Genomic DNA, 24,865 nt, shown 5'->3' on the forward strand with positions numbered 1-24,865 from the left:
CGTATCAAATGTATGTGTGATTATTCCTTCTCAGCAATGCATTCCATTTCTATCAACCAGCCTGGTCGGCATACTTTAGCCTCCACGATGATGCGGGGTATCTGTGGATAAAACTGCTGCATCATTCTATCTACCGTATGATAGTCGGAGATGTCGCGAAGATAGATGATGAAGTATTGGATATCATTCATCGTGGCATCGCCATCTTTCAGCAGGGCGCCGATGTTCTCAAGCAGTCTGCCGGTCTGGCGCACGATGTCTCCTGCATAGACCACATCTCCATACTTGTCGATACTGGCTGTACCGGAGATGAAGTATTGTTGCTTGAACTGCTGGCTTCCTTCTGGATGGAGAGTATGGGTAGGTAGCGTAAGCCGGGTTCCTCGTTCGAAGGCTACTCCATATTCATGGGTAGGATTCAGATGATCGAGTGCCTGAAGATACTTCTTGTCCTCTTCCTTGATATGGGGGATGGTGAGGAAGTCGATGGCTACAGCTGCGTGGCGTACCGGAGTGGCTCCACCGATACCCGTGCTGGCAATGTAGTGGGTGTCGGCAGTCAATCCTTCTTGGTCGAAGATGTCATTGCGGGCTTCTACTACGCCTTGATAGTTTACATCGATGTTGGTGACGTATATCCAGGTGCGAACCAGGTTGCGTTCCATGGTCATATCCGTACCTTCAATAGTCTTCAGATATTTATTGAAGAGAAAATGGGTCTGCTCGTACGAATCCTTTCCCTTTGCTTCCTCTTCTGTAAGACGAAGACTGTGGAATAAGATAGGTGTAGCTTCATCCGTAGTCTTGATCAGCAGGCTTACCTTGCTGCCATTCAGTGGAGTCTGTTCCACGATAGTGAGGTTTGCGCCTTTCAGAAACTCCTGATAAAGGAGAGATTCTTCTAACTCTTTTATCTGGTTCTGGGAGTCGCTGAGGAATACCTTACAATATTGCAAGGTACGATTTTCCAGTTTCTCTGTATCGAGAATGTTACCTAGTTTTAGATACAGAAAGTTAAGGCGATCATTGAATGAACCCTTAGCTTCTGGTGATAGTATTATGTATTTGTCCATCTTGTTTTTCTTTTTTCGCCAGCAAAGGTACGGATAATATCTGAGATATAAGAATATAGACAGGATGAAAAGATAAAAATACCGAGATATGGGGATAGGAACAGGCTGGATAGAACGAAAAAGAGGGAAGTAAAGGCTTGTTTTCCTTTACTTCCCCTATCTTTTTCTTATTTCCTGCTTTAGAGTGATTCGAGCATACGCTTGATGACAACCTCGGCTGAGATCTCACGGTTGGCAGCCTCTGGAATCACCAGACTGTTCTTGCTCTCGATGACATCATCGGTAACAATCAGTCCACGGCGTACTGGCAGACAGTGCATGAAGCAACCATCGTTGGTCCAGCTCATGTGCTCCTCGTCGATGGTCCAGCTCATATCCTTGCTCAGGATTTCGCCATACTGTGCTGGGTCTTTCACACCCGGACAGCTCCAGTTCTTGGCATAAACGAAGTCTGCACCTTCCAGAGCCTTTTTCTGGTCGTACTCCACTTTGGCATTACCTACGAACTTAGGGTCGAGTTCATAGCCCTCAGGATGAGTAACCACGAAATCAACATCGGCTGCGTTCATCCATTGAGCGAATGAGTTTGGCACAGCTTGAGGCAAGGCACGGCAGTGAGGAGCCCAGGTCAGGACTACCTTTGGACGAGCCACCTTCTTGTGCTCCTCGATGGTGATGAGGTCGGCGAATGCCTGGAGAGGGTGAACGGTAGCTGTCTCCATAGCGAAGACTGGGCGACCGCTGTACTTTACAAACTGGTTGACGATGGTCTCGGCATAATCGTAGTCACGGTCTTTCAAACCGGCAAAGCTGCGCACACCGATAAGGTCGCAGAAGCTTCCCATCACTGGGATTGCCTCCAGCAGGTGCTCGCTCTTGTCGCCATCCATGATGACGCCACGCTCAGTCTCCAGTTTCCATGCACCTGCGTTTACATCGAGCACGATTACATTCATGCCCAGGTTCATCGCAGCCTTCTGTGTACTCAGTCGGGTACGGAGACTGTTATTGAAGAATATCATCAGCAAGGTTTTGTTCTTGCCTAACTCCTGATAACCGAAACGGTTTGCTTTCACTTCCTGTGCCTCGGCGAGTGCTGCTTTCAAGTCGCCAAGGTCTTCAACATTAAAGAATGTCTTCATTGTTATTTCGTTTTTTTGTTTGTTATTTCTGATATAAAGCTATTGAATTCTTCACTCTTCACTTTTCGTTCTTCACTTCCTTGTCTGTCCCTGGCCAGTAATCAGCCACTTGTAGGTGGTAATTTCTTCTAGCGCCATTGGTCCGCGGGCTCCAAGTTTTTGGGTACTGATGCCTATCTCTGCGCCCAGTCCGAACTGTGCGCCATCGGTAAAGCTGGTAGGAGCGTTTACATAAACGCAGGCTGCATCTACCAATGCCTGGAACTTCTTCTGGGCTGCTTCGTTGTTGGAAACGATGCTCTCGCTGTGTCCGCTTCCGTAGGTAGCGATATGGTCGAGCGCCTCATCTTCTGAAGCGACGGTCTTGATACCCATCTGCATGCTGAGCCATTCAGTGTTCCAGATGCTCTTCATATTAGCATCTGCTTCTGTTGAGTCTGCGGATTTGCAATCCGCAGTCAGCAAACCTGCCTCCTTCATCTTCGCTTCGCTTTCCTCTGCCTTATATAATAAGGTGTCAGGATAGTGCCCCTTTAAGGCTTCGTAAGCCTTGGCATCAGCATGAATCTTGGTCTGTTTCTCGGCGAGACCCTCGCAGAGAGCAGGGAGGTCGTTTAATCTGTTTTCGTGAATCAGCAGACAGTCGAGTGCATTGCATACGCTCACTCTTCGGCACTTGGCATTGGTGATGATGCGCTTGCCCATCTCCAGATCGCCATCCTTGTCGAAGTAACAATGTACCACGCCGGCTCCGGTCTCTATAACCGGTACTTTGGCAGTATCACGCACGAAGTTGATAAGCTTCTTTCCGCCACGAGGAATACAGAGGTCGATATAGCCCACGGCATTCAGCATTTCGCCGGTAGCCTCATGGGTAGCAGGTAGGAGAGTTGCCACATCAGGATTGATTCCATACTTTATCAACACTTTGTGGATAAGTTCGATACTTGCTGTATTAGAGCTGTTTGCGTCCTTTCCACCTTTCAGTACGCAAGCATTTCCGCTCTTGAAACAGAGTGAAAAAACATCGTAGGTAACATTAGGACGGGCCTCGTAAATAATGCCGATGACTCCGAATGGAACGGCTACTCGCTGCAGGTGCAATCCATTGTCGAGTGTCTTGTCTTTGAGAACTCTTCCGAGCGGTGAGGGCAGGGTACTTACGTGTCGCATATCCGAAGCAATATCCTGGAGTCGCTGCTCTGTGAGTTGCAATCGGTCGTAGAGCGGGTTAGCCTTGTCCATCTTCGCCAAGTCTTCTGCGTTTGCTGCAAGGAGCGCAGGAGTCTCTGCGATGATAGCGTCAGCCACCGCCTTTAGCACTTCGTTACGTTGTTCGTCGCTGAGCAAGCCCAGTGTCTTGCTGGCTGCCTTCACTTTTTGGAAAGTCTCTTTCAGTTCCATTTGCTATTTCCTTTCTTATTTGATGATAAGATATTTGGTAATGTGTTATGAGTTCCCTCTTAACAACGGCAAAGGTAAGCATAAATATTGGAAATTGCAAACTTTATGCAAGAAAAAGTGATGATTTTATAGATAAATGGATAGTTATACGAAAATGAGATAAAAAAGGTCAGGCAGCGTCTGACCTTTTTGTAATGGTTCCTTCTAATTATTCTGATACTGCCAGAAGAATTACTCTTTATCGTTTTCTTCAGGATGAGCCATTAGATACAGTTCTTTCTGTCGTTCGATTTCTCTTCTCAAGTCTTCCTTGTCTGGCAGGTATAACTTGTATTTTGCTGCGAACATCTGGTCGTTTTTGGCGAGGGTAGAGTATCGTGCCACATCCGAATCGGTTTCGGCACAAAGAATGATTCCGATAGTAGGATTGTCGTCTGGTCCTTTTTTCATCTTGTCGTACATCTGAAGATACATATCCATCTGTCCTACATCTTGATAAGTGATGCGATTTACCTTCAAATCGACCAAAATAAATGATTTGATGAGGTAATTGTAAAACACCAAATCGATGTAGTAGTCGTTTTCCTCGGTTCGAATATGTTGCTGACGAGCCACGAGTGCATATCCCTTTCCCATTTCCATCAAGAATTTCTCTAGGTTGTTGATGATGGCTGTCTCCAGTTTTGATTCTGCAAGGGAGGTGTCTTCCGGTAATCCAAGGAATTCCAAGACAACTGGTGATTTGATGTATTCGAGTTTGTCTTGTTGATAAGCCTTTGTCTTGTCTTGCATCTCGTTAACGACTGGCTGCTTCTTCTTCGACATAAGAAGACGTTCATAATATAAGGTGTTGATATTGCGGTTGAGGGTTCGGTAACTCCAACCTTCGTTGAACGCTTCCTTTGCATACCATTCACGAGCTTGTTTATCTTCTACACGGATGAGACGCTCGTAATGAGACCAAGGAAGAAGGCGTAACTCGGATTGGATAGACTGTGTCTGATCTTTTTGGGGTAGCAAAGAAGATTCATCAGACAGTGTCTGATGTTTTTGCTTTTTGAATTCTTCAGACACTGTCTGAAGAATTTGTAAGTTATTGAATGTCAGATAAAACCTTTTGTAATTGGCAATATTCGTATATGAGAATCCCTTCCCGAATTCCTCTGTAAGAGCAGCCGAAGCAATCTCTATCACATGCTTTCCGTATTCTGCACGTGATGCTCCGTTCTGCTCCTCTTCCACAATACGTTTCCCTATTTTCCAGTTTCTTTCTACCAGAGAATAATTGACGGCAGCGAAAGCTTTGCTCCTTGCTTTGCTGACAATTGTCTTCAAATCATTTACGAGAAACTTCTCTCCTCCTTTATATGAGTGCTCCATTTGCTTCATAATTATGCCTTGTTTTATGTATGATGAGTGCAAAGATACGCTTTTTTATTGGTAAAGCACAAAAATATGGTTAAAAAGTTTGCGGAAACCAAAACTTTTGCTATCTTTGCATCGTCAAACCCTTGCTGAAAGCCCTCGTGGGTGGGATGCTTAGGGAGACACATATACATAAAAGGCGTAACTGTACGCTTTGGTTTTGACTGTGTGGAATTCTCGCAAAGTTCAACGATAAGTCAAGAACAAAGCAACGGGAACGCCCCTTGGGTGTATTGTATGCATTCCTTTCAAGATGCAGTATCCATTTCTATGGATGGATTGTATCTCGTGGGATGATTATATATACATTTACGTGGGGCTTTCAGCGTTGCTCGTTTCGACTTATCGGGCAATGCGAGAAGCCTCACACAGTGGAACGAGTGACAGACTGGCTCCACGTTTCTTTTTTTGTGTATGGGTGGTTAAACTTTTTTAAGCACGAGGAGCCACGTGAGGAGGGTTGTTTAAGCATGCCATACAATGGATTCAGCTATGAATAGTGTTCTATCATAATTCCGACGTACATGCAATATAGTAGAAAAGGTTAAATATGAATTAAAATCGAGGCTGATTCGCTTGTATTTGCAATTTGGCAAGCAGGTGCGTTTTTGGCCTTTAGAAACAAATAATAAATGATAGTGAATTAAATAATAAGTAGTATATGAAAGTAGATGAAGATATATTAAAGAAAGATTTGCTCCAGTTGCTACGTGAAATGGAACTCTTTGATTATTATCGAGGAGGCAAGAAACTTCATTTAACTAATTTTTCTCCTAAGAGTGCAGAGTTTAAGGAAGGACAGTATGCAAATGAATGTAACTTTCACGTCATTGGTGAGTGTGATTATGTAGAACGTCATGATTCTGATTCTGAAGGAATAGTGAGTCTATCACCAGGTGGAATACAGAGATATTCTGTATATATAAAGACAGAAGGTGATAAAGTGTATCGTGATATGGGATACCGTGTGGATATTATGGGTTGGTAGCATTAATAGGTGCAATGTGTAATAAATAATTGGTAATATGGTGAAAAGTGTTGAAACAGCAAAACAAGCGTTAGTAGATGAAGTAGAGCATGTTTCTTATACTAACGGAGATCCTTTGGGAAATGCAGGAAGTTACCGAAAGGTTCTTGAATATTTGTATCAGTGTGCAATCAATTCTTTGCCTCCAAGTGAAGTAGTAGAATGGATTTGTAATATCTATATGACTCATCAAACAGATGAGGAATATCGAGTGTTTCACGATAGAATTAATATTTTGGCTACAGCTTTCAATGACTTGAAAAATCATGGTAAGCTTAAAAATAGTGTGACGATGAACAATATAAAATGATAGAACATGAAAAGATTAATTGTCATATTGGGGATGGTTCTTATGTCGGTTGCTGTAAAGGCTATTAGTTGGAGTTATTTTTATGATGGCTTATGGTCAGAATGGAGTCCTCGTTATTTTGCAAGGGCATCTGGTAATTGGCACGATTTTGTGATATATAATGCAAATGGCGGTAGTGTTCATAATTATCTATTTCGTATAACTATTGATAATCCTGAAACATTACCAGATAAGAAGCAGAGAAAAGTGATGTTTAAAAACAAGCAATGGCTGGAGTTCACAGGAACAATAGAGTACTATATTTGTGATGATTATCCAACCGCTTACGATATATTTAAAAAGAATTGGCAGTGGATAGAATATAATTATTCTGATACAAGACCTGTAATTAAGGTGAAGAAAATAGTAACGATAAAAATTTCTCCCACTAAAGGTGATAAGATTGGAACATATAATCTTTGGTGGGAAAATGTAGGTTTTGGTTTTAGTTTTGATTAGTATCGGTCATGAAAAAGGAAAATATGAATAGAAGAGCATTTCTTAAAAACGCAACAAAACGAGTGTTGCCAATTTTAGGTTGCTTGATTCTGCCTTCATCTGTGGCTTGGGGTAGTGATGATGAACAATTAGCACCACAGACTTGTAATGGCTCATGTTATGGATTATGTACTACATCTTGTACAAATGGTTGTAAGTCTGGCTGTAAAGGGTGTCAAGGTGGCTGCCAGACGACATGCACAACCTCTTGTGGAAGTGGTTGCGGACAGGGATGCGCAAGTACATGTCAGTCAGATTGTGGAATTATGTGTTCACAGACTTGTCAACAGAGTTGCAGCAACGAATGTATATATAATTGTGGCAATAACTGCTTATCAACTTGTACAGGAGGTTGCGGCCGTGGTTGTAGCGGTAATTGCCGTGGTGACTGTACAGGAACTTGCCGTGGAAGCTGTGGATTAGGATGCTCTAATGGTTGTTCTGGCGGTGTTGTATTTGTTAGTTATTAATAGTAAATGGAAAAGATCAGAACAAGTCGCAGTGAATGGCAATCAGGCATCGCCAAGAATATCACCTTCATCGTCACCAAGGATTGTCAATTGGCTTGTAAATACTGCTACCTCGTGGGAAAGAACACGAAAGAGAGAATGTCCTGGGAGGTTGCTAAGCAAGCCATTGACTATGTGCTTGACCATGAGGACGAGATGAAGGAGGAGAGCGTGATATGGGACTTTATAGGCGGCGAACCCTTTCTGGAGATAGACCTTATCGACAAGATATGCGACTATCTCAAGGTGGAGATGTTCCGCAGAAACCATCATTGGTTCAACTCTTATCGCTTCTCTTTCTCCACAAATGGCATCAATTACGGAACAGAGAAAGTACAGCGATTTATCCAAAAAAACCGACAACATCTCTCCATCGGAATCACTATCGATGGTACCAAGCAGAAACATGATCTCAATCGTATTTGGAAGACTCGGGATATGGAGAAAGGCATCATGCCCAGGCCTGAGGAAGAACGAGGGTCTTATGAGGATGTGGTAAAGAATATCCCTTTGTGGCTAGAACAGTTTCCTAATGCGAGTACCAAGGTGACTATAAGCAGTGCCGACATTCCTTATATCAAGGATAGTGTGTTGCATCTCTATTCGTTGGGTATTCATGAGGTGAATATCAACTGCGTATTTGAGAATGTATGGGAAGAAGGGGATGACAAACTCTTCGAGGAACAACTCATGCTGTTGGCGGATGCGATAATCGATGGTGGCTATTACGAAGACTATGCCTGCTCGTTCTTTACTGAGCACATGGGCAAGCCGATGGACTGCCACTTACAAAATCAGAACTGGTGTGGAGCTGGTAAGATGCTCGCAGTGGATGCGGAGGGTAACTTTTATCCCTGCACCCGATTTGCCCAGTATTCTCTACGTAGCAAGAAAGCATGGATTATCGGTAATATTCATGATGGCATTGACCAGAATAAACTCCGACCGTTCTTGACCTTAGACCGTTGTACGCAGTCCACACAAGAGTGCATCGATTGTGAAGTGGCTGAAGGCTGTGCCTGGTGTCAGGGAGAGAACTATGATGCCGCCGATACACCGACCATCTACCAGCGTGCCACAGCCATCTGCAAGATGCACAAGGCAAGGGTACACGCCAACAACTATTATTGGAACAAACTTTATCGTAAAATAGAGAAAGCATGATACAATACATTGTGATTTTATTGGATGATACCTCGGTATCGTTCTGTCATTATCCGAACAAAAAACAGGAGCGTAGGCTGATGCCTTTGGATACCTTGAAGGCTAGCATTCTCTATGCGATGAAAGAAAACCTCAATGTGCAGTTCGTCTATCCCGATTATCCTCTCCCTGCGGAATATGAGGCGGCGATAGAGTGCATTGACCATGTAAAGATAAAGCCTTTGGTCGTATCTGATGGTGCGGATGTTGTGGTGTTGGATGGTATGGAAGATGCTGAACTACTCGTAAGAAAAGGCGCGAAGTATGCCACTTCTTATGTATTGAGAATAGACAAAGATTCTTTGTTCGCCCAGTCTTCCCTTATTGTGACCATATTAAATAAGGTGGCTCGTTTGAATATTGTTATAACGGACTTAGAACGTTTTTCTAATGCAGACTTTGACGCTTACAAATTATGGCTTCAGGATATCAATAAGTCTGTTGCGAGTCTTTATGTGGATGGTAAATCACCGCAACTCAATTTGCTCACTGACCGTATGATGCTTGATGGGATGAACAACTGTGGGGCAGGGGATACATGCCTCACCTTGGCTCCAGACGGCAACTTCTATGTGTGTCCCGCCTTCTATCTTTCGGAAGACGGATATTCGGTGGGAAGTCTGCACAATGGACTGGATGTGAGGAATCCGCAGCTCTATAGGCTTGATCATGCACCCATCTGTCGCCATTGTGATGCCTATCAGTGCAAGCGTTGCATCTGGTTGAACCGCAAGCTGACGTTGGAGGTGAACACCCCGAGCCATGAGCAGTGTGTAGTGGCGCATTTGGAGCGGAATGAGAGTCGTAACTTGATGCAGACTTTGCGCAGGTATGGCGAGTTTCTTCCCGACAAGGAAGAAATCAAGGAAATTTCTTATCTTGATCCTTATGATATGAGGAATGAGTGGAACAATCAATAACTATTAAAGATATAACTGTATATGGCAATAAGAAAAGTAGTAGGTCAAGTGACCATAGAAGAAAGAAACGAGATTCAGCAACTCTTTGAGCGCCGCAATGGTTTGAATGAACTGGCAAAAATCTTGACGGCAGATAACCATGAGCTCTATGAGAAGCTGGTCAAGGATATGGGGGAAACAGGTACAAAATTCCAAAGCTGGTGGGATCGCATGGGCGAGAAATACCAATGGGAGAGCATTGAAGGTGGCAACTGGGAAATCAACTTCGAGACATGTGAAATCTATTTAGTGGGAGGAAACGCATGATGGCAAACCATTTGTTAATGATAGGAACATCCGAACTGTTGCTTATCGCAGCCTTGGTACTTCTGCTCTTTGGTGGAAAGAAATTGCCTGAGATGATGAAGGGCTTGGGACAAGGTGTGCGCAGCTTCAAGGACGGAATGAGAGAAGTGACAGAACCTGAGGACGACAATGCTGCAAAGCAAACAACTTCATCTGCTGGCAAGCATGATGATGCAAAAACACAGCCAAAGGATGCCCATCAGGCAGATTCTTCTATAAACGAGAATGATGGAAAAGGAGAATAATCAGAACCCACTGATGACATTCGGAGAGCATCTTGAGGTATTCCGCAAGATGCTTTTCCGTATTTTAGCTGTGGTGATAATCATAGCTATCGTTATATTCTGTGCCAAGGACACGACCTTTTCATTATTGCTGGCACCGAGCGGTAGCGACTTTTATACCTATCAAGTGATAGAATGGTTGGCGAGAGAAATAGGGATAGATTTTCATTTTGAGCCGTACCATGTGCAACTAATCAATACGGAACTGTTGAGCCAGTTTATGACGCATGTCTCTACTTCCTTCTATCTTGCTTTGCTGTTCTCCCTGCCGTATGTGGTGATAGAGCTGTACCGCTTTATAGCTCCTGCTCTCTATGAGAATGAGCGTAGATATTCGGTGTCTGTAGCCGTGGCGGTGTACCTGCTCTTTATGTTAGGTGTGCTTATGAGTTATTATGTGCTGTTTCCTTTCGCATTGCGTTTTCTGGGGACTTATCAGGTGGCGGAAAGTGTAGTGAACCAGATTAATCTTTCTTCCTATGTCTCAACATTTATTACTTTGACGTTGATGATGGGCTTGGTCTTTCAAATACCAGTGTTGTCGTTCTTTTTAACCAAATTAGGTATGCTTCAGGCAGGCTTTATGAAGCAATACCGCCGCCATGCTTTTGTAGTGATAGCCATCATCGCCGCCATTATTACCCCTCCTGACCTCTTCACTTGTTGTATGGTCACGCTTCCAATGTATGGACTTTATGAATTGAGTATACTGATAGTGAGGAGGGTAGAGAGATAGTTGCTTGTTGAATTTGCAATGAAAGGATTTGCTAAATTCTTGTTACTTAGTTTTATATGCCATTACAACTTTAGTGTTACAGCTTTTATGTAGTGGCAAATATACGAAAAATAGTGAGATAACGTGCGGAATCTATCTTTTTTAGATACATTCCGCACGTTTAAAGCACATTTTTTTGTTTATATTCTCTTTGACCACAGATTTATGAATCTGTCGTAGATGATGTAGCCTTCATTGGTTCTATATACCAATTCCTTGTCTTCCATATTCTCAATTTCCTGCCATTTTGTTTGCCCGTTTCATTTTCTTTTTGTATTTTTGCCCCTCTAAACATTATATATGCAATTAACTTGATAAAATGATACGACTTATGGGTAATATAAAGACGATATTGGCAGGCTTGTCCTTGACAATGGCTGTGGGGATGCCGGCAGTGGCGAGTGATGAACTTACAATGGTAGTAGGTACCTATACCGACCAGAGTACTTCGGATGGAATGTATGTTTATTGTTTCAACCAACGAACGGGGAAATCGCAATTGGTGGGCGATGTGAAGGCAGGCAACCCTTCGTTTCTCATGATGAATCATGATGCAAATCGGGTTTATGCCGTGAGCGAATATGATGATGGGCGACAAGGACTCGGGGCTTTCATCCTCAATAAGAAGGAGGGAACGATGACTCCGCTTGGGTATCAGAAGTGTGGAACAAAGGCTACTCGACCTGAAAACAAGATGCCAGGTGCAGCACCATGCAATGTGATGCTGTATGGCGGAAATGTGGTGACATCCAATTATAATGGGGGTGATATTTCCGTATTCCCAATCAAGGAAGATGGAAGTGTGGCGCCAGAATCGCAATATTTCGATATGCATCGAGAGGGGAGTGGCGTGGTATCGCATATCCATTGCTGCCAGATGACTCCTGATCATCAATATATGCTTGCCAATGATTTGGGGAACGACTGTATCTGGCGCTTCCAGGTAAATGATGACAAGGAATTCTTATCCAATCCTGTTCTTGCCTATCAGGCACCCAAAGGAACGGGACCACGCCATCTTGTGTTCAATTCAAAAGGCAATGTGGCTTACCTTATAGGCGAACTGGATGGCACGGTAACCGTATTGGAATATAACAAGGGTACATTACAGGAGTTGCAGCGCATACAGGCTTCGAAGACCCGTACGCTTGGAAGTGCTGATATTCATCTGTCTCCTGACGGTCGCTTCCTTTATGCTTCCCATCGGTTAACCGATGAGGGCATCTCGGTATTTGCCGTAGATAAGAAATCGGGTCTGCTCACAAAGATAGGCTTCCAACCTACAGCTGCCCATCCTCGCAATTTTGCCATCACGCCTAACGGACAGTTCATGCTTGTGGCGTGCCGTGACAGTCATGTGATTCAAGTTTTCAAGCTCAATAAGAAAACAGGAATGATGGTTGATACGAAGCAGGATATAAAGGTTGGAAAACCTGTGTGCGTGCAGTTTGCCAATTAATACGCTTTGGGGCTTACCAGGCACTTGCTCTGGTTAGCCTATCACATTGCATAGTCGGTTGATGGCTGCATCAAAAGTGGTGAGGTCTTTGGCTCGCTTTCTGATGGCTGTCTTGTAATTATAGATGGTTTGCGTAGAATAGAACAGGAGGGTGGCTAGTTCCTGACCATCCGTAATTCCTAGTCGCATCAGTGCATAGATACGCAGTTCCTTGGTGAGACTGTTAGGGGCAGGGAGAACAATCTGCTTTTCTGGCAACAGCAGTTGGTTGAACTCTTCCACGAAATTCGGATACAAGTCAATGAATGCCTTGTCGAAGCGAATATAGAAGTTGGCAGCCTCTTCTTCTGCCAGCTTGTAGCTGCTGATGGCAGTCAGAAGATCGGCAGTTTGTTTTGCCTTGATTTTGCGGCTTACCAATTTGCGATAATCATCCAGTTTCTTGATATATACGGCACTGATGTCCAGGAATAAATGCATATAGGTCTCTCTTCGCTTATTGGTGTTGATCAGCTTCTGGTTCAGTTCATCCAAGAGTGTATTTTGGCTTTTTATCTCCCTACGGCTCTTGGCTAGACGCTTGTTCATCTTGAATGCAAAGAAAGCCATGGCAAGGAATCCTAGCGACAGGATACTTACGATGACGAGGGATGCTGTTACGATGCGGTTCTTGCGTACTTCTGCTTGGTGGTTCGTTTCTGTGATAAGGGGAAGTATGCGTGAAATCTCAACCATGCGGAGACGGTTGTTGTAGAATTGGGCATCCTCCATGGAGCAATAGATGTATTTGGAAGCCCTCTTTGCATAGGAGGCATCCTTATTATATAGATAGGTGGAAAGTTCCTGAAGAGCAAGATTCTCCTTCAGGGGGCATATCTGGTCTGAGATGGCTGCTTCTACAATATACTTTTCATATAAATCCTTTTGGTCGATATCATAATAATAGCGGGCTATGCAATATGCCGATGAAGCATGCACACGGCTGTTCAGGGGACTGGCTGAAAGTGCCTTCATGTAGAACTGAAGCATCTTTTTGCTTGTACGCTGCTTTAGAAATTCAAACTCTCCTGAAAGATAGTAATAAAGAGCGGATTCCTTGTTGCCGATATGCTCAAGAGTCTTGCCTAAATAAAAACGTTTTTTGGCTTCTAATCCTTCTTGAAATTCCGACTTGTTGCAAAAAGTTTCCCAATAGTTATATACCCAAGTCAAGGTATAATAATAGTATTGCAATAACTTAGGTGACATTTTCTCCACATCCATTGCGAGCATTAAGTCTTCTGCCTGGCTGTAGAAACCGCCTGTTGACAGCACTGCCGCGCGATTGATTTTATTCAGGTTGACGAAATAATCATCCTGAAGTTGTACTGCCAGCTGGTAGCCCTTCTTGGCGTATGTCATGGCAGAGTCATAACGGTAGGTATAATACTCTCTGTAGATTTGATTGTAGAGACTAAGCTGGCTGCGCTTGTCGGAAGTCATGTGTAGTTGCTGTTTGAGTCTTAGCAGTTTCGCTTCTTTTCTTTGGGTAAACTTGCTTCGCTGAGCGATGTAACTGTCTAAACGATGGAACAGCTGTTCCTCGTTTACGGAAGAAGCACTTGCCAGCAATGGCATAAGCATCATTAAGAACCACAATACTACTTTCATAACTATTCTTTTAATTGTTATTGTTACTATCAGATAGGCTATTAGAGTGCCTTATAATTGTATTTTTCTGCAAAGATACTACTTTTATTTCTCTTTTTTTCATCTACTCTATTAAAAAGTATTAATGTCTTTGAAGGCTTGATTATTAGTAGGTTATAGGCTTTGTGAATTCTGTATTTATCTACTCGTAACCTACATATGATGCCAATGTCTGAAAAATCTCCTTAACTTTGCAACCGCAATCGAATCTCATTCGGTGGCAAGTATAGCGTTTAATTATAACATAGCAATCACATAAAAACCAAAGAACAATGAAAAAGGTATTTATGATTATCGCAGCGATGTGCATGACATCTATCATGGCATCTGCTCAAAAGACCATCCGAGTGTCAACCGATAAGACCGACCTCGTGATGCAGGTTTCTCCTAAGGGTCGCCTCTATCAAGTGTATCTGGGTGACAAGTTGAAGAATCCTTCAGATTACAATCATCTGAAGTGGGATGTATATGCAGCCTCTGATGGTGCCGTCTGCCAGCGAGGACATGAGGTTTATGCATCCTCTGGTGCAGAAGATTTCTTCGAGCCAGCAGTGGCAGTGACCCATGCAGATGGTAACATGACCACCTATTTGTATTATCAGTCTTCTGAAGAAAAGGCTATCAGTGGAGGTGTTGAGACCATCATCACTCTTAAGGACAAGGTATATCCGCTGACCGTGAAGCTCCACTATGCTGCTTATCCTAAGGAGAACGTCATCAAGGCGTGGAGCGAAATTTCTCATAAGGAGAAAGCTCCGGTTACGCTTTGGAGATATAGCTCTACAATGCTTTATTTTAAGGCAAACAAGTATTTCGTTACCAATTATCATAGCGACTGGGCTAAGGAAGGACAGCCTGAGACTTGCCAGTTGACTGCTGGTAAGAAGATTGTTGATACCAAGTTGGGAACCCGTGCAGCCATGCATGAGGAGCCGTTCTTTGAACTGGGATTCGATGAGCCTGCCAAGGAGAATGAGGGCAAGGTGATGCTTGGAACCATCGGATGGCCTGGCAACTTCCGCTTTACCTTCGAGGTAGATAACGTGGGAGCCCTTCGTGTTATCCCTGCCATCAATCCATACGCCTCTAATTATAAGCTGAAGGCTGGTGAGACATTTACTACCCCTGAGTTTATCTTTGCCATGAGCGATAATGGTATCGGTGAGGCTTCCCGTAATTTGCACAATTGGGCTCGTCAGTATCAGGTAAACATGGGTATGGAAGATCGCCTTACGCTCTTGAACAACTGGGAGAATACCGGCTTCGACTTCAACCAGCAGAGTCTTGCTGAGTTGATGAAGGATGCCAAGGACCTGGGTGTAGACATGTTCTTGCTTGATGATGGTTGGTTTGCCAATAAGTATCCTCGCAAGGACGACCATGCAGGTCTCGGCGACTGGGAGGCTACCAAGAGCAAGCTGCCTGATGGAATACCTGGATTGGTAAGAGATGCCAAAAAGGCTGGTGTGAAGTTTGGTATTTGGATTGAGCCTGAGATGGTGAATCCTAAGAGTGAACTCTTTGAGAAGCATCCTGACTGGGTGATTATGCAGCCAAAGCGTGATACCTATTATTACCGCAACCAGCTGGTGCTTGATATCAGTAATCCTAAGGTACAGGATTATGTGTTCGGCATCGTGGATCGTATCATGACAGAGAATCCGGATGTGGCTTACTTCAAGTGGGACTGCAACAGTGTGATTACCAATATCTATTCTCCATATCATAAGGAGAATCAGGGTAATTTCTATATCGATCATGTGCGTGGTATCTACAAGGTGCTTACCCGTATTCATAAGAAGTATCCTAAGTTGCCGATGATGCTTTGCTCAGGTGGTGGCGGCAGAATGGATTACGAGATGCTGAAGTATTTCACTGAGTTCTGGTGTTCAGACGATACTGATCCATACGAGCGCCTCTACATCCAGTGGAGTCTGTCTAAGTTCTTCCCAGCTAAGACCATGGGTTCGCATGTAACCAACTGGAACAAGAATACCAGTGTGAAGTTCCGTACCGATGTTTGCAGTTCATGTAAGTTGGGCTTTGATATCGATCTCAAGTCGCTTTCTGCTGATGACTACAAGTTTGTGCAGAATGCAGTCAAGAACTACGATAGCATGAAGCCGATGATTCTTGAGGGTGACCAGTATCGCCTGGTTTCTCCATACGAAGGCAACCACTGTGCCATTAACTATGTAAGTAAGGACAAGCAGCGTGCCGTTCTCTTTGCTTACGACTTGCATCCACGCTACAAGGAGCCTGTGATGAATGTGAAGATGCAGGGATTGGATGCCGATAAGGTTTATACCGTAAAGGAGACCAATCTGATGCCTGGCAAGGAATCTGATTTGGAGTGCAATGGCAAGCAGTACAGCGGTGACTATCTGATGAAAGTCGGCTTGAATGTATTCAGCCAGACAGATGGAACAAGCCATGTATTGGTATTAGAATAACGTATCAACTATTCATAATGAAAACAAAAAGCAGCAAAGTCTATAATAGGCTTGCTGCTTTTTTAGGTTTCTGTATTTCTTATCCCTAATGATTTTACTTGTTTAGCGGTCTTGCCACAAACTCAGTATGAAGGGTCTCCATCGGATGTTCCTTCAGATTGATGAGAATGTTTGGCGTATTGCCGTTGGCGATGATTACCTTGATGCCGGCATTGGCTACGTCGTGGGCGGTCTTTACCTTTGATGTCATACCGCCTCTGCCGTGGCTGCTCTTGCTGGCAAGGATATACTCGCTGATGTCGCGGTCGTAATAAACCGATGGGATGATGTGGGTGGTAGGCTCGCTTGGGTCGCCATTGTAGATGCCATCCACATTGCTTAATAGAATCAAAGTGTCGGCATTCATCATCTTGGCAATCAAGCCAGACAACTCGTCGTTATCGGTAAACATCAGCTCGGTGATGCATACGGTATCGTTCTCGTTGACGATAGGGAGCACGTTGTTTTCCAGCATCACCTGCATGCAGGCCTCTTGGTTCTTATACTGCTCCTCGGCACCGAAATTCTCCTTCATGGTCAATACCTGACCTATCTTGATCTTGTATTCGCGGAAAAGGTTGTAATAGAGACCTACGAGTTTCACCTGTCCGATGGCAGAGAACAGCTGGCGTTGCTCCACGCTGTCCAGATGGTGGTCAACGTGCAGTTCGGCTCTTCCGGCAGCCACGGCACCAGAAGATACCAGAATCACCTCATAGTCATGCTTTCTGAGCCAGACAATCTGATCAACAATCGCCGACATTCTCGTTACATCCAGTTTTCCGTCTTCTCGTGTCAGCACGTTGCTGCCCACTTTTACTACGATTCTTTTTCCCATTTTATGCTGATATTTAGTTGGAGCAAAGGATTTGAAAATTCAAATCCTTTGCTCCAACAATCATTATTTCTTTTTATTGTCTTTTTCTCGAATCTCTACTCTTCGAATCTTGCCGGAGATGGTCTTTGGCAGTTCATCTACGAATTCGATGATGCGAGGATATTTATAAGGAGCAGTCTCGTGCTTCACATGATCCTGCAGCTTCTTGATGAGGTCTGGACCTGCCATACTCTTGTATTCATCCTTCAGTACGACGGTAGCCTTGACAACCATACCACGGATTGGGTCTGGCACACCGGTGATGGCGCACTCTACTACGGCAGGGTGAGTCATCAGGGCATTCTCTACCTCGAAAGGACCGATACGGTAGCCCGAGCTCTTGATCACGTCGTCGATTCTGCCCTCAAACCAGAAGTAGCCTTCCTCATCACGCCAAGCCATATCGCCCGTGTGATAGTAACCGTCGTGCCAAACCGATTTGGTCTGCTTCTCGTCACGATAGTAATATTTGAAGAGACCGATAGGCTTGTTGTCGCCGATGCGGATGCAAATCTCGCCCTTTTCACCATCCTCGCATTCCGTCATATCTGGGCGAAGGATGTGAACATCATATTGTGGATTTGGCTTGCCCATGCTTCCTGGCTTTGGCTTGATCCAAGGGAAGGTTCCGAGTGTCATCGTAGTCTCAGTCTGTCCGAAGCCCTCGTAAATCTGAACGCCCGTCAGTTTCTGGAAGGTTTCTGCCACGGATGGGTTCATTGCCTCACCCGCTGTGGTGCAGTATTCAAGACTGCTGAGGTCATACTTAGAGAAATCCTCCTGAATCATGAAGCGATAGATGGTAGGAGGGGCACAGAAAGAGGTGATGTGATACTTCTCAATCTGGCGCATGATCTTATCCGCCGTAAACTTCTCGTGATCGAAGACGAAGACGGTGGCTCCGGCAAACCATTGTCCGTAGAGCTTACCCCATACAGCCTTGCCCCAACCGGTATCGGCTACGGTAAGGTGGATGGAGTTCTCGTGGAGATTGTGCCAATATACACCCGTGGTCAGATGACCGAGGGCATAGAGGTGATCGTGTGCCACCATCTTTGGCTCGCCAGTGGTTCCCGATGTGAAGTACATCAGCAGGGTATCTTCGTTAGAGTTAACATGCTCCGGACGAACGAAAGGAGCGCATTCGTTCCATTCCTTCATCCAGTCGTGGAAACCTTCAGGGATATCCGGACCGATACTAATCAATGTCTTGACAGTCGGACTCTCTGGCATTGCCTGATTAACCTGCTCTACCACGTAATCATCGCCGCAGCAGATGATAGCCTTCACGCTTGCTGCATTGTTGCGGTAAACGATGTCGTGCTTGGTAAGCATGTGGGTGGCAGGGATGGCTACGGCGCCCAACTTGTGGAGGCCGAGCATGGCAAGCCACCACTGATAGTGACGCTTCAGAATCAGCATCACCTTATCATCGTGACCGATACCGAGACTCTGGAAGTAAGCGGCAGCCTTGTCGCTCTGCTCCTTCAGGTCCTTGTATGTGAAACGGATTTCCTCGCCGCGTTCGCTTGCCCAAAGCAGCGCCACGTGGTCTGGTTTGATCTTTGCCCATTCGTCCATCACGTCGTAGGCAAAGTTGAAATCTTCTGGTATGATAAACTCCAGATGCTCCTTGAAGTCTTGCTCTGAAGTGAATTTTGTCTGTTTTAGAAATCTCTCGATCATAGTTACTCTTCTAGATAATTATACAAAGGAACTTGGCAGGCTCATTGTTGAGTGAGCGGAAGCAGTGTGACTTCTTGCTGTCGAAGTAGATGCTGTCGCCAGGGTTCAGCACCATCACCTTCTCTTCGATGGTAACTTCCAACTGTCCCTCTATCACATAATCATATTCCTGTCCATCGTGTCCGTTCTTGTTCGGCTTCTTGTCGCCTGGCAACGGATCCACCTGTACCATGAACGGATTCACCTTTCTATCCTTGAATCCTACGGCAAGGCTCTGGTATTTATACTGGTTGTTGCGGTCTATCTCCGGTCCCTGTCCCTTGCGGGTTACGTAGTATCCCTTCATGCGAGGTTCCTCGCCGAAGAGCAATACGTCGAGGTCGATGCCGTATCGCTTGGAAATCTTGGAAAGTCGATACACAGAAGGGTCGGCTTCTCCCGACTCAATCTTGAGATAGTGATCAAGACTGATTTCGCAAAGTTCAGCCACCTCCTCAGCCGGGATGTTGAGAACCTCACGGAGACCTTTCAGTCTTTCACCGATTTGCTTAATTGCTTCGTCCATAATCGAATATTTTATTGGTTGTTTTATCTTTTACCTGCCAGCAAACCATTGATCACTGCGCTGGTAAAGCCGCCCTGTTCCATGGTGTTGAGGCCCTTGATGGTGCAACCGCCAGGAGTAGTAACCTTATCAATGGCAGCCTCTGGGTGTTCACCTGTTTCCTGAAGCAGCTCTACGGCACCCTTGATGGTCTGCAAGACAATCTTCTGGGCATCCTTAGCCTTGAAGCCCATTTCTACGCCGCCTTCCACATTGGCTCTTACATAGCGCATGGCGTAGGCAATGGCACATGACATGGCTGTGGCTGCAGGGAAAAGACGCTCCTCCATGATGAGGCTTTCGCCCAATTCATCGAAGATTTCTGTAATCTGCTGGATTTCTGTGGCAGATGCATCTACTGGAGTGATGAAGGTCATCGACTGCTTGTAGGCGATGGCGATGTTTGGCATCACAAGGAAGAAGGTTGGGGTGATGCCATCCTTGTCCAGCCACTCCTTGATGTTGGCTGAAGGCACACCGGCTGCAACGACCACGAGTTTCTGGCTCTTGTAGTTGAGTGCATCCTTGATTCCCTTCAATGTCTTCTCTACGCACCATGGCTTTACTACCACGCATACGATGTCTGCGTCGTGGCAAGCCAACTGGTTGTCGAGAGTTACGCTGGCTCCTTCGTTTGCGAAGTGATCCAAAACAGGTTGGTTGTGGTCGGATACCGTAATATCTGATGGAGTGAACTTCTCGCTCTGCAAGAGTCCTTCTGCCATGGCACCGCCCATAGCACCTGCTCCGATAATTGTTATTTTCATTGTCGTCTTATAGTTAAAATGCAATTACGGTGCAAAGATACTACTTTTATCTGAAAATAGCGTGTCTATAGACGATTTTTTAAGAAAGTACGCTTGTTTACTGACGATATTCTAAGAATTTCGCTAGTTTACTCCCATTCTGGAAGTATCTACGTCCTTGGTCGTCTTCTCCTTGTACTTACCTATCTTATAGATGATGGAGATGGAGGCTAATGCCCAATCTTGCTTGATGTTCATGTGATAGTCTTGATTGCCTTGTACTGATTTTGTAGAGAATCCCTCGTTGAAGATGTTGCTGCCTTTAATCACAATGCTCCATTTTTCATTATTGGAAGCCCATCTCAACATAGCATTCAAGAGAAAGACTAATTTGATGTCATAGAGTCCTTGAATGGCTTTCGACTGATAGAATGGGTTAAGTATGAAATGGATGTGATGGCTTCGGCTAAGCTGGGCGGATAGATTTCCGGCAAGAATGGCAGAAATATATTTGCGATTGAAGGGCAAGTCAAAGAAATCGTTACTCTTGTCATGTCTGTAGATTCCTGTTGCCGAAACACTTCCGTTCATCCAATTGCCTATACCGAAAGTCGTCGATGCTCTAATGCCTATAGTATGATTATAGTCGAAATTGGTCTCCTTCATAATGACTGCCAGGTGGTCGGTAGTCTGATAAGGCAACTGCACAGAATAGTTGGGTTGGAACTCTGCAAATGCCATCAATGTATGGCGACTTTTGATTGTCCACATCAGGTTGGTCTCGTATGTAGAGTAAGGCTTGAGCTGAGGACTTCCCCATATCTCCATATAGGTAGAGGCATAGTAAATGCTGCTCATAGTTGACCAATAACTAGGAAACAGTGAGCTGGAACTGAAGGATAAGTTGAGTATGTTGCCAGGATTGGCTTTCCACGATGCATTAAGTGTGGGATAAATATGCCATTTGTTCCATTGTGGAGAATGGTACTGCTCCGCTTCGACAGAGGCTTCCAAGCTGATTCGCTCGTTTATCTGTTTGCTTATGCCGCCATAGAAACTCAAGATTTTTTCTTCGATATTCACCTGGCTGGTTGCATCTGGAATGTCTGCTCCATCCTTGTTGGTCGTGGCTTGGTAGCTTCTGTTGTTGCAGTTTTGGAATTTCATACCATACGACAGTTCCCAACCCTTCTTCAATGAGTGGGATTGATCGGCGGTGAAAAGCCATTTGTCTATTACCTGCTTGCTGTTTGTGTATAGAATACGTTCTTCGTCAAGCATCATTCCTTCCAGATATTGCTGGCTGGGATTTTGGTAGTTGAGATAGGATATGCCTATTTGTAGTCCAAAGGGCAGGTTGTAGTTGGCATCTACATTGTGCAGGTAGGTATGTTCATTGCCCTGTTGCTGGGAGGTGTCTGTTCCCATCGTTTCATGATGAGGATGACTACTATCCCATTTTCCTGTATATGCCAGGGATAGCTGGTGGTTATCAGCAAATGCATAACTCAGTCCCAAGCGATAGTTGTGAGTCAATCCAAGGGTTTTCTGTGAGGTCTTGTCATGATACGCTACTCGCTTTCCTTGAAGCGGATGATTGGCATTGGTAGTAGTCTCACCGTATGATGTTCCATCTGTAAATGAATACATGGCATCCAGACCGAATTTCCCTTTTTGGAACAGCAGGTTGGCTTTGCCTTTCCCTTCTCCGTATTTGCTTTGGCTCCAGATGCTTTGTATTTGTCCTGAAAGCAGTTTTTCTGCTACATAGTCTTTGGTAATCAGGTTGATGACCATTCCACGAACATGTAAGCGTGCTGGCGCTGCCAGCATCACTTCGGCTTTGGCTAATTGTGATGCGGGCATGGCTTTTAATCGCTCTGCCAGTTGTGCGTAATTGAGTGTGGTTGGTTTGCCGTTGATGATGAGAGTCAGTTCCTTTCCTGCATAATTGATGTTGCCGTTTAGTTCGTTTATTCCTGGTATTCGGGTAAGGGCATCATAAGCGTTGTCTGCCGGCATTTTCTCTATGAGCAGTGGCATGTTGTAAACCAACTGTCCTCTTTCTGCCTTGACGATAGGACGTGTCGCCTTGACGAAAACCTCTGGCAGGTTTTGCATCATCATCTGGGCGGTAAGCGTGTCTTTTGCCTCTTCGTTTTGAGCGCAAAGGGGCTGGCTCAGCAATAATGCTGAACCTAAGATAAAAATTATTTTCATGTATTTATGTGAGTTTGATGGTTATTGCTTGAGTTGCTCTTTGGCTTTAGATATGAGTTGTGCTGCCTCTTTTTTATCTTCCAGTCTGTTTGCATTTGCTAAGAACATCTGGAGATACAGTTTCGCTTTCAGCTTGTTTTTGGAAGCGATGAACATTTGGGCGGCATTGTAATAGTTGAGAGGATTATCTTCTTCATCGTATAGGGTGCATAACTCAAAGTCACGTGCAGCGTCTGCATATCGGTTGTGTTGAAAATGTAAGTCGGCTAGCCATTTATAGGTTCGCAATGCTCTGTCTTTTGGCAAGGAAACCTCTAACGACTGGTTGAAATGAGCCATAGACAGTGAATCCATACAGAAGGACTTCTCTACCAAAGCCAAGTGGAAAAGGCAAGTGGCATTGTCGTTTTTGAACTGGACAGCTTTCTGGTAATGTTTCAGCGCCTTTTCATTGTCCGGCAGGTCCTCATAACAGAGGCCAAGGATGAAATTGGATTCGAAATTATCAAATCCTTGCGCTATCAGTTTCTCATACAAGAGTATAGCCTCATCGTATTTGAATTGCATGAATAGGGAATAGGCATATTCCTTGTTGACATATAAGTTCGTGGAATCACATTGAGAAATGTAATTCTTCGCCACTTTTTCTGCTCTGTCTGGTTTGTTCACTCCATTGTAATGCACTGCAAGCGAAGCGATAATTTCACTGTCGTATGGGAATAAGAATGCGATGCGTTCACCCCAGAGAGAAACCTTGTCATTGTTGTTCTGATTGAGATACGCATAATAGAACATTCGCATGTCTTCGTGGTTGATGTTATCTGATGGAATCTTGTCTAGGCAAGAAATACAGGCGGTGTAGTTGCCTACTTTCCGATAGCAGGAAGCCAGTTTCCTGCGTGCTCCCAGGTGAGATGGATTCGTTTCCAAATACTTTTGGTAGTATTGGGTTGCATGAAATACATCATATCTACTCAAACAGCTATCTCCTTGTTGAAGTAGATTCGCTGCGGTCTCGTTGGCCTTGGCATTCATTGCCATACATAGCCATAATATAAGGATCAATCTAAACTGTTTCATCGCTTTTTGGCTGATTATTTCTTTCTTACTTCGGGAGTGAAAACGACAGGCAAGGTAAACTCCATGTTGACTTCCTCGCCATCGGAGAGTCGGGCAGGCTTCCAATGAGGGCTTCTCTTGAGAAGTTCTATCACAGTCTGCTCATAGGCTTTTTCTTTGGGAGCTTCGAGAACTTTAAACAATCCCAATGTTCCATCCTTTTGAACGGTGAAGTTGATGACTACTCGCGCAGGCTTGTCTTCCAATCCTTTAGGATATTGGATGTTTGTCATCACCCATCTTAGGAAATCGTTGATGTCGCCATTGCCGTTGAAGATTGGCATCTGACCACCTTCCGGTAAAACAGCTATCGTCTTTAACACATGAGGTTGTGATACGCTTTGCGGTTTGAACATAAGGACGATGGTTATACCTATTATTGCTATTACGCAAGTGGCTATCCCAAATACCTTTTTATATAGATGAGATTTTGTGTATCTTGTTTCCTGTGCTTTGCCCAAGAAATAAGTTTCTTCCTGATTGTTTTTTCCTTTCATACCTTTTACGATTTTATGGAGTTGTCTAAAAGTGCTTTTAATTGTTTGAGTGGTTCCTTGCTGACGTGCAGAGTGAATTTCTCGCAAAAACGTTCGTTGTACAAAACTAGTTCTGAAGTGTTGAGGTTGATGCTGAAAATGTGCTGACTATTAATAATATAGTTTCTGCCAACACGAGCGAAGAAGTGTGCCGTTTGGGCAAGTTGCTCTACTATTTTCTTCTCAAAGACCACAAGGTTGAACGAGAAGGTGTATTCATCGCCGTTGGTGAGTCGGAGATTGCAATAGCTTCCTTCCGAACAGACGTATGCTATCTGTTCGGAAGCCACTCTGAGCAAGAAGTTGGCATTTGATATGATGAGATATTCTTCCATACTGATAAGTTTGGTGCAAAGATAAGCATAATATTTCAAAAGTATGGCTGGATGTATCGTGTTTTTTGTGAACCTGTGGATTCGTTTTGTGGAGAATGCTGGTAACAACTCAGTACCCCTATGAGCAAGAGTAGTTACAATTATTATT

The 24,865-nt window shown here is 44.4% G+C and carries 23 protein-coding genes and 1 pseudogene; 11 read left to right on the forward strand and 13 right to left on the reverse strand.

What is annotated here, in order from left to right; translation table 11 throughout:
• Positions 1-20: 20 nt before the first annotated feature.
• The 4 genes from DXD25_RS05740 to DXD25_RS05755 form a co-directional block, all read right to left on the reverse strand.
• Positions 21-1,073, reverse strand: a complete 1,053-nt coding sequence (locus DXD25_RS05740) for a Rid family hydrolase (protein WP_117662183.1) — start codon at positions 1,071-1,073, stop codon at positions 21-23.
• 179 nt (positions 1,074-1,252) lie between these two features.
• On the reverse strand, positions 1,253-2,215 hold the full coding sequence (locus DXD25_RS05745; protein ID WP_089544463.1) for an acetylornithine carbamoyltransferase: 963 nt from the start codon (positions 2,213-2,215) through the stop codon (positions 1,253-1,255).
• Between the two features lie 72 nt (positions 2,216-2,287).
• Positions 2,288-3,619, reverse strand: coding sequence for a glutamate-5-semialdehyde dehydrogenase (locus DXD25_RS05750; protein WP_117662184.1), 1,332 nt, complete (start codon positions 3,617-3,619; stop codon positions 2,288-2,290).
• Positions 3,620-3,850: 231 nt separating this feature from the next.
• Entirely contained in the window at positions 3,851-5,008 is a 1,158-nt protein-coding gene (locus tag DXD25_RS05755; protein WP_117662185.1) for a YhcG family protein, read from the reverse strand.
• Positions 5,009-5,705: 697 nt separating this feature from the next.
• Between DXD25_RS05755 and DXD25_RS05760 the strand changes: the two genes are divergently transcribed.
• The 10 genes from DXD25_RS05760 (at position 5,706) to DXD25_RS05805 (ending at position 12,413) form a co-directional block, all read left to right on the forward strand.
• Positions 5,706-6,032 (forward strand): hypothetical protein, encoded by a 327-nt coding sequence (locus DXD25_RS05760; protein ID WP_117662186.1) that lies wholly within the window; start codon positions 5,706-5,708, stop codon positions 6,030-6,032.
• A gap of 37 nt (positions 6,033-6,069) precedes the next feature.
• Complete coding sequence (locus DXD25_RS05765) at positions 6,070-6,381, forward strand: hypothetical protein (protein ID WP_117662187.1); 312 nt, start codon at positions 6,070-6,072, stop codon at positions 6,379-6,381.
• Positions 6,382-6,387: 6 nt separating this feature from the next.
• Positions 6,388-6,879 (forward strand): hypothetical protein, encoded by a 492-nt coding sequence (locus DXD25_RS05770; RefSeq protein ID WP_117662188.1) that lies wholly within the window; start codon positions 6,388-6,390, stop codon positions 6,877-6,879.
• Positions 6,880-7,038: 159 nt separating this feature from the next.
• The gene (locus DXD25_RS05775; RefSeq protein ID WP_147327866.1) at positions 7,039-7,341 is read left to right on the forward strand and encodes a hypothetical protein; all 303 of its coding nucleotides are present in this window, start codon (positions 7,039-7,041) and stop codon (positions 7,339-7,341) included.
• Between the two features lie 53 nt (positions 7,342-7,394).
• On the forward strand, positions 7,395-8,591 hold the full coding sequence (locus DXD25_RS05780; protein ID WP_117662190.1) for a radical SAM peptide maturase, CXXX-repeat target family: 1,197 nt from the start codon (positions 7,395-7,397) through the stop codon (positions 8,589-8,591).
• A complete protein-coding gene (locus tag DXD25_RS05785) occupies positions 8,588-9,550 on the forward strand; it encodes a CXXX repeat peptide maturase (RefSeq protein WP_117662191.1) in 963 nt (320 codons plus the stop codon). The genes DXD25_RS05780 and DXD25_RS05785 overlap by 4 nt, the downstream gene beginning before the upstream one ends.
• Positions 9,551-9,577: 27 nt before the next feature.
• Positions 9,578-9,856, forward strand: a complete 279-nt coding sequence (locus DXD25_RS05790) for a CXXX repeat peptide modification system protein (RefSeq protein WP_117662219.1) — start codon at positions 9,578-9,580, stop codon at positions 9,854-9,856.
• A 17-nt stretch (positions 9,857-9,873) separates the two neighbouring features.
• Positions 9,874-10,140 carry a twin-arginine translocase TatA/TatE family subunit gene (locus tag DXD25_RS05795; RefSeq protein ID WP_199540946.1) on the forward strand — a complete coding sequence of 89 codons (267 nt, stop codon included), beginning with the start codon at positions 9,874-9,876 and terminating at the stop codon, positions 10,138-10,140.
• Positions 10,121-10,915 (forward strand): twin-arginine translocase subunit TatC, encoded by a 795-nt coding sequence (tatC, locus tag DXD25_RS05800; protein ID WP_233522206.1) that lies wholly within the window; start codon positions 10,121-10,123, stop codon positions 10,913-10,915. Before DXD25_RS05795 ends, tatC begins: the two co-directional genes overlap by 20 nt.
• A 370-nt stretch (positions 10,916-11,285) precedes the next feature.
• Entirely contained in the window at positions 11,286-12,413 is a 1,128-nt protein-coding gene (locus DXD25_RS05805) for a lactonase family protein (RefSeq protein ID WP_158556305.1), read from the forward strand.
• Positions 12,414-12,446: 33 nt separating this feature from the next.
• On the opposite strand, the gene DXD25_RS05810 is transcribed toward DXD25_RS05805, so the two are convergent.
• The gene (locus DXD25_RS05810; protein ID WP_117662194.1) at positions 12,447-14,063 is read right to left on the reverse strand and encodes a DUF6377 domain-containing protein; all 1,617 of its coding nucleotides are present in this window, start codon (positions 14,061-14,063) and stop codon (positions 12,447-12,449) included.
• A gap of 311 nt (positions 14,064-14,374) precedes the next feature.
• Between DXD25_RS05810 and DXD25_RS05815 the strand changes: the two genes are divergently transcribed.
• Positions 14,375-16,555 (forward strand): alpha-galactosidase, encoded by a 2,181-nt coding sequence (locus tag DXD25_RS05815; protein WP_117662195.1) that lies wholly within the window; start codon positions 14,375-14,377, stop codon positions 16,553-16,555.
• 106 nt (positions 16,556-16,661) lie between these two features.
• Here DXD25_RS05815 and proB read toward each other — a convergent pair.
• The 8 genes and pseudogenes from proB to DXD25_RS05855 form a co-directional block, all read right to left on the reverse strand.
• Positions 16,662-17,432: pseudogene (gene proB, locus DXD25_RS05820) on the reverse strand (glutamate 5-kinase); the annotation flags it as partial.
• Between the two features lie 63 nt (positions 17,433-17,495).
• The gene (locus DXD25_RS05825) at positions 17,496-19,157 is read right to left on the reverse strand and encodes an AMP-binding protein (protein ID WP_117662197.1); all 1,662 of its coding nucleotides are present in this window, start codon (positions 19,155-19,157) and stop codon (positions 17,496-17,498) included.
• Between the two features lie 10 nt (positions 19,158-19,167).
• A complete protein-coding gene (locus tag DXD25_RS05830; protein ID WP_117662198.1) occupies positions 19,168-19,722 on the reverse strand; it encodes a helix-turn-helix domain-containing protein in 555 nt (184 codons plus the stop codon).
• Positions 19,723-19,745: 23 nt separating this feature from the next.
• Positions 19,746-20,528, reverse strand: coding sequence for a pyrroline-5-carboxylate reductase (proC, locus tag DXD25_RS05835; protein ID WP_117662199.1), 783 nt, complete (start codon positions 20,526-20,528; stop codon positions 19,746-19,748).
• Positions 20,529-20,651: 123 nt separating this feature from the next.
• Positions 20,652-22,727, reverse strand: coding sequence for an outer membrane beta-barrel protein (locus DXD25_RS05840; RefSeq protein ID WP_117662200.1), 2,076 nt, complete (start codon positions 22,725-22,727; stop codon positions 20,652-20,654).
• Between the two features lie 21 nt (positions 22,728-22,748).
• A complete protein-coding gene (locus DXD25_RS05845; protein WP_117662201.1) occupies positions 22,749-23,807 on the reverse strand; it encodes a tetratricopeptide repeat protein in 1,059 nt (352 codons plus the stop codon).
• Positions 23,808-23,821: 14 nt separating this feature from the next.
• Positions 23,822-24,202, reverse strand: a complete 381-nt coding sequence (locus DXD25_RS05850) for a TonB family protein (RefSeq protein WP_158556306.1) — start codon at positions 24,200-24,202, stop codon at positions 23,822-23,824.
• Between the two features lie 146 nt (positions 24,203-24,348).
• Positions 24,349-24,717, reverse strand: a complete 369-nt coding sequence (locus DXD25_RS05855; protein WP_089544447.1) for a LytTR family DNA-binding domain-containing protein — start codon at positions 24,715-24,717, stop codon at positions 24,349-24,351.
• Between the last annotated feature and the right edge of the window lie 148 nt (positions 24,718-24,865).

It is taken from the genome of Prevotella sp. TF12-30 (assembly GCF_003436715.1).
GTDB classification, from domain to species: domain Bacteria; phylum Bacteroidota; class Bacteroidia; order Bacteroidales; family Bacteroidaceae; genus Prevotella; species Prevotella copri_A.

Excerpts from the sequence above, each read along its gene's own strand:
- DXD25_RS05830 (WP_117662198.1), bottom strand. The coding sequence starts at position 19,722 with ATGGACGAAGCAATTAAGCAAATCGGTGAAAGACTGAAAGGTCTCCGT.
- DXD25_RS05845 (WP_117662201.1), bottom strand. The coding sequence starts at position 23,807 with ATGAAACAGTTTAGATTGATCCTTATATTATGGCTATGTATGGCAATG.
- DXD25_RS05815 (WP_117662195.1), top strand. The coding sequence starts at position 14,375 with ATGAAAAAGGTATTTATGATTATCGCAGCGATGTGCATGACATCTATC.
- DXD25_RS05775 (WP_147327866.1), top strand. The coding sequence starts at position 7,039 with ATGGATTATGTACTACATCTTGTACAAATGGTTGTAAGTCTGGCTGTA.
- DXD25_RS05750 (WP_117662184.1), bottom strand. The coding sequence starts at position 3,619 with ATGGAACTGAAAGAGACTTTCCAAAAAGTGAAGGCAGCCAGCAAGACA.
- DXD25_RS05840 (WP_117662200.1), bottom strand. The coding sequence starts at position 22,727 with ATGAAAATAATTTTTATCTTAGGTTCAGCATTATTGCTGAGCCAGCCC.
- DXD25_RS05780 (WP_117662190.1), top strand. The coding sequence starts at position 7,395 with ATGGAAAAGATCAGAACAAGTCGCAGTGAATGGCAATCAGGCATCGCC.
- DXD25_RS05810 (WP_117662194.1), bottom strand. The coding sequence starts at position 14,063 with ATGAAAGTAGTATTGTGGTTCTTAATGATGCTTATGCCATTGCTGGCA.
- DXD25_RS05785 (WP_117662191.1), top strand. The coding sequence starts at position 8,588 with ATGATACAATACATTGTGATTTTATTGGATGATACCTCGGTATCGTTC.
- DXD25_RS05770 (WP_117662188.1), top strand. The coding sequence starts at position 6,388 with ATGAAAAGATTAATTGTCATATTGGGGATGGTTCTTATGTCGGTTGCT.
- DXD25_RS05745 (WP_089544463.1), bottom strand. The coding sequence starts at position 2,215 with ATGAAGACATTCTTTAATGTTGAAGACCTTGGCGACTTGAAAGCAGCA.
- DXD25_RS05825 (WP_117662197.1), bottom strand. The coding sequence starts at position 19,157 with ATGATCGAGAGATTTCTAAAACAGACAAAATTCACTTCAGAGCAAGAC.
- DXD25_RS05805 (WP_158556305.1), top strand. The coding sequence starts at position 11,286 with ATGGGTAATATAAAGACGATATTGGCAGGCTTGTCCTTGACAATGGCT.
- proC (WP_117662199.1), bottom strand. The coding sequence starts at position 20,528 with ATGAAAATAACAATTATCGGAGCAGGTGCTATGGGCGGTGCCATGGCA.
- DXD25_RS05795 (WP_199540946.1), top strand. The coding sequence starts at position 9,874 with ATGATAGGAACATCCGAACTGTTGCTTATCGCAGCCTTGGTACTTCTG.
- DXD25_RS05855 (WP_089544447.1), bottom strand. The coding sequence starts at position 24,717 with ATGGAAGAATATCTCATCATATCAAATGCCAACTTCTTGCTCAGAGTG.
- DXD25_RS05850 (WP_158556306.1), bottom strand. The coding sequence starts at position 24,202 with ATGTTCAAACCGCAAAGCGTATCACAACCTCATGTGTTAAAGACGATA.
- DXD25_RS05760 (WP_117662186.1), top strand. The coding sequence starts at position 5,706 with ATGAAAGTAGATGAAGATATATTAAAGAAAGATTTGCTCCAGTTGCTA.
- DXD25_RS05755 (WP_117662185.1), bottom strand. The coding sequence starts at position 5,008 with ATGAAGCAAATGGAGCACTCATATAAAGGAGGAGAGAAGTTTCTCGTA.
- tatC (WP_233522206.1), top strand. The coding sequence starts at position 10,121 with ATGATGGAAAAGGAGAATAATCAGAACCCACTGATGACATTCGGAGAG.
- DXD25_RS05765 (WP_117662187.1), top strand. The coding sequence starts at position 6,070 with ATGGTGAAAAGTGTTGAAACAGCAAAACAAGCGTTAGTAGATGAAGTA.
- DXD25_RS05740 (WP_117662183.1), bottom strand. The coding sequence starts at position 1,073 with ATGGACAAATACATAATACTATCACCAGAAGCTAAGGGTTCATTCAAT.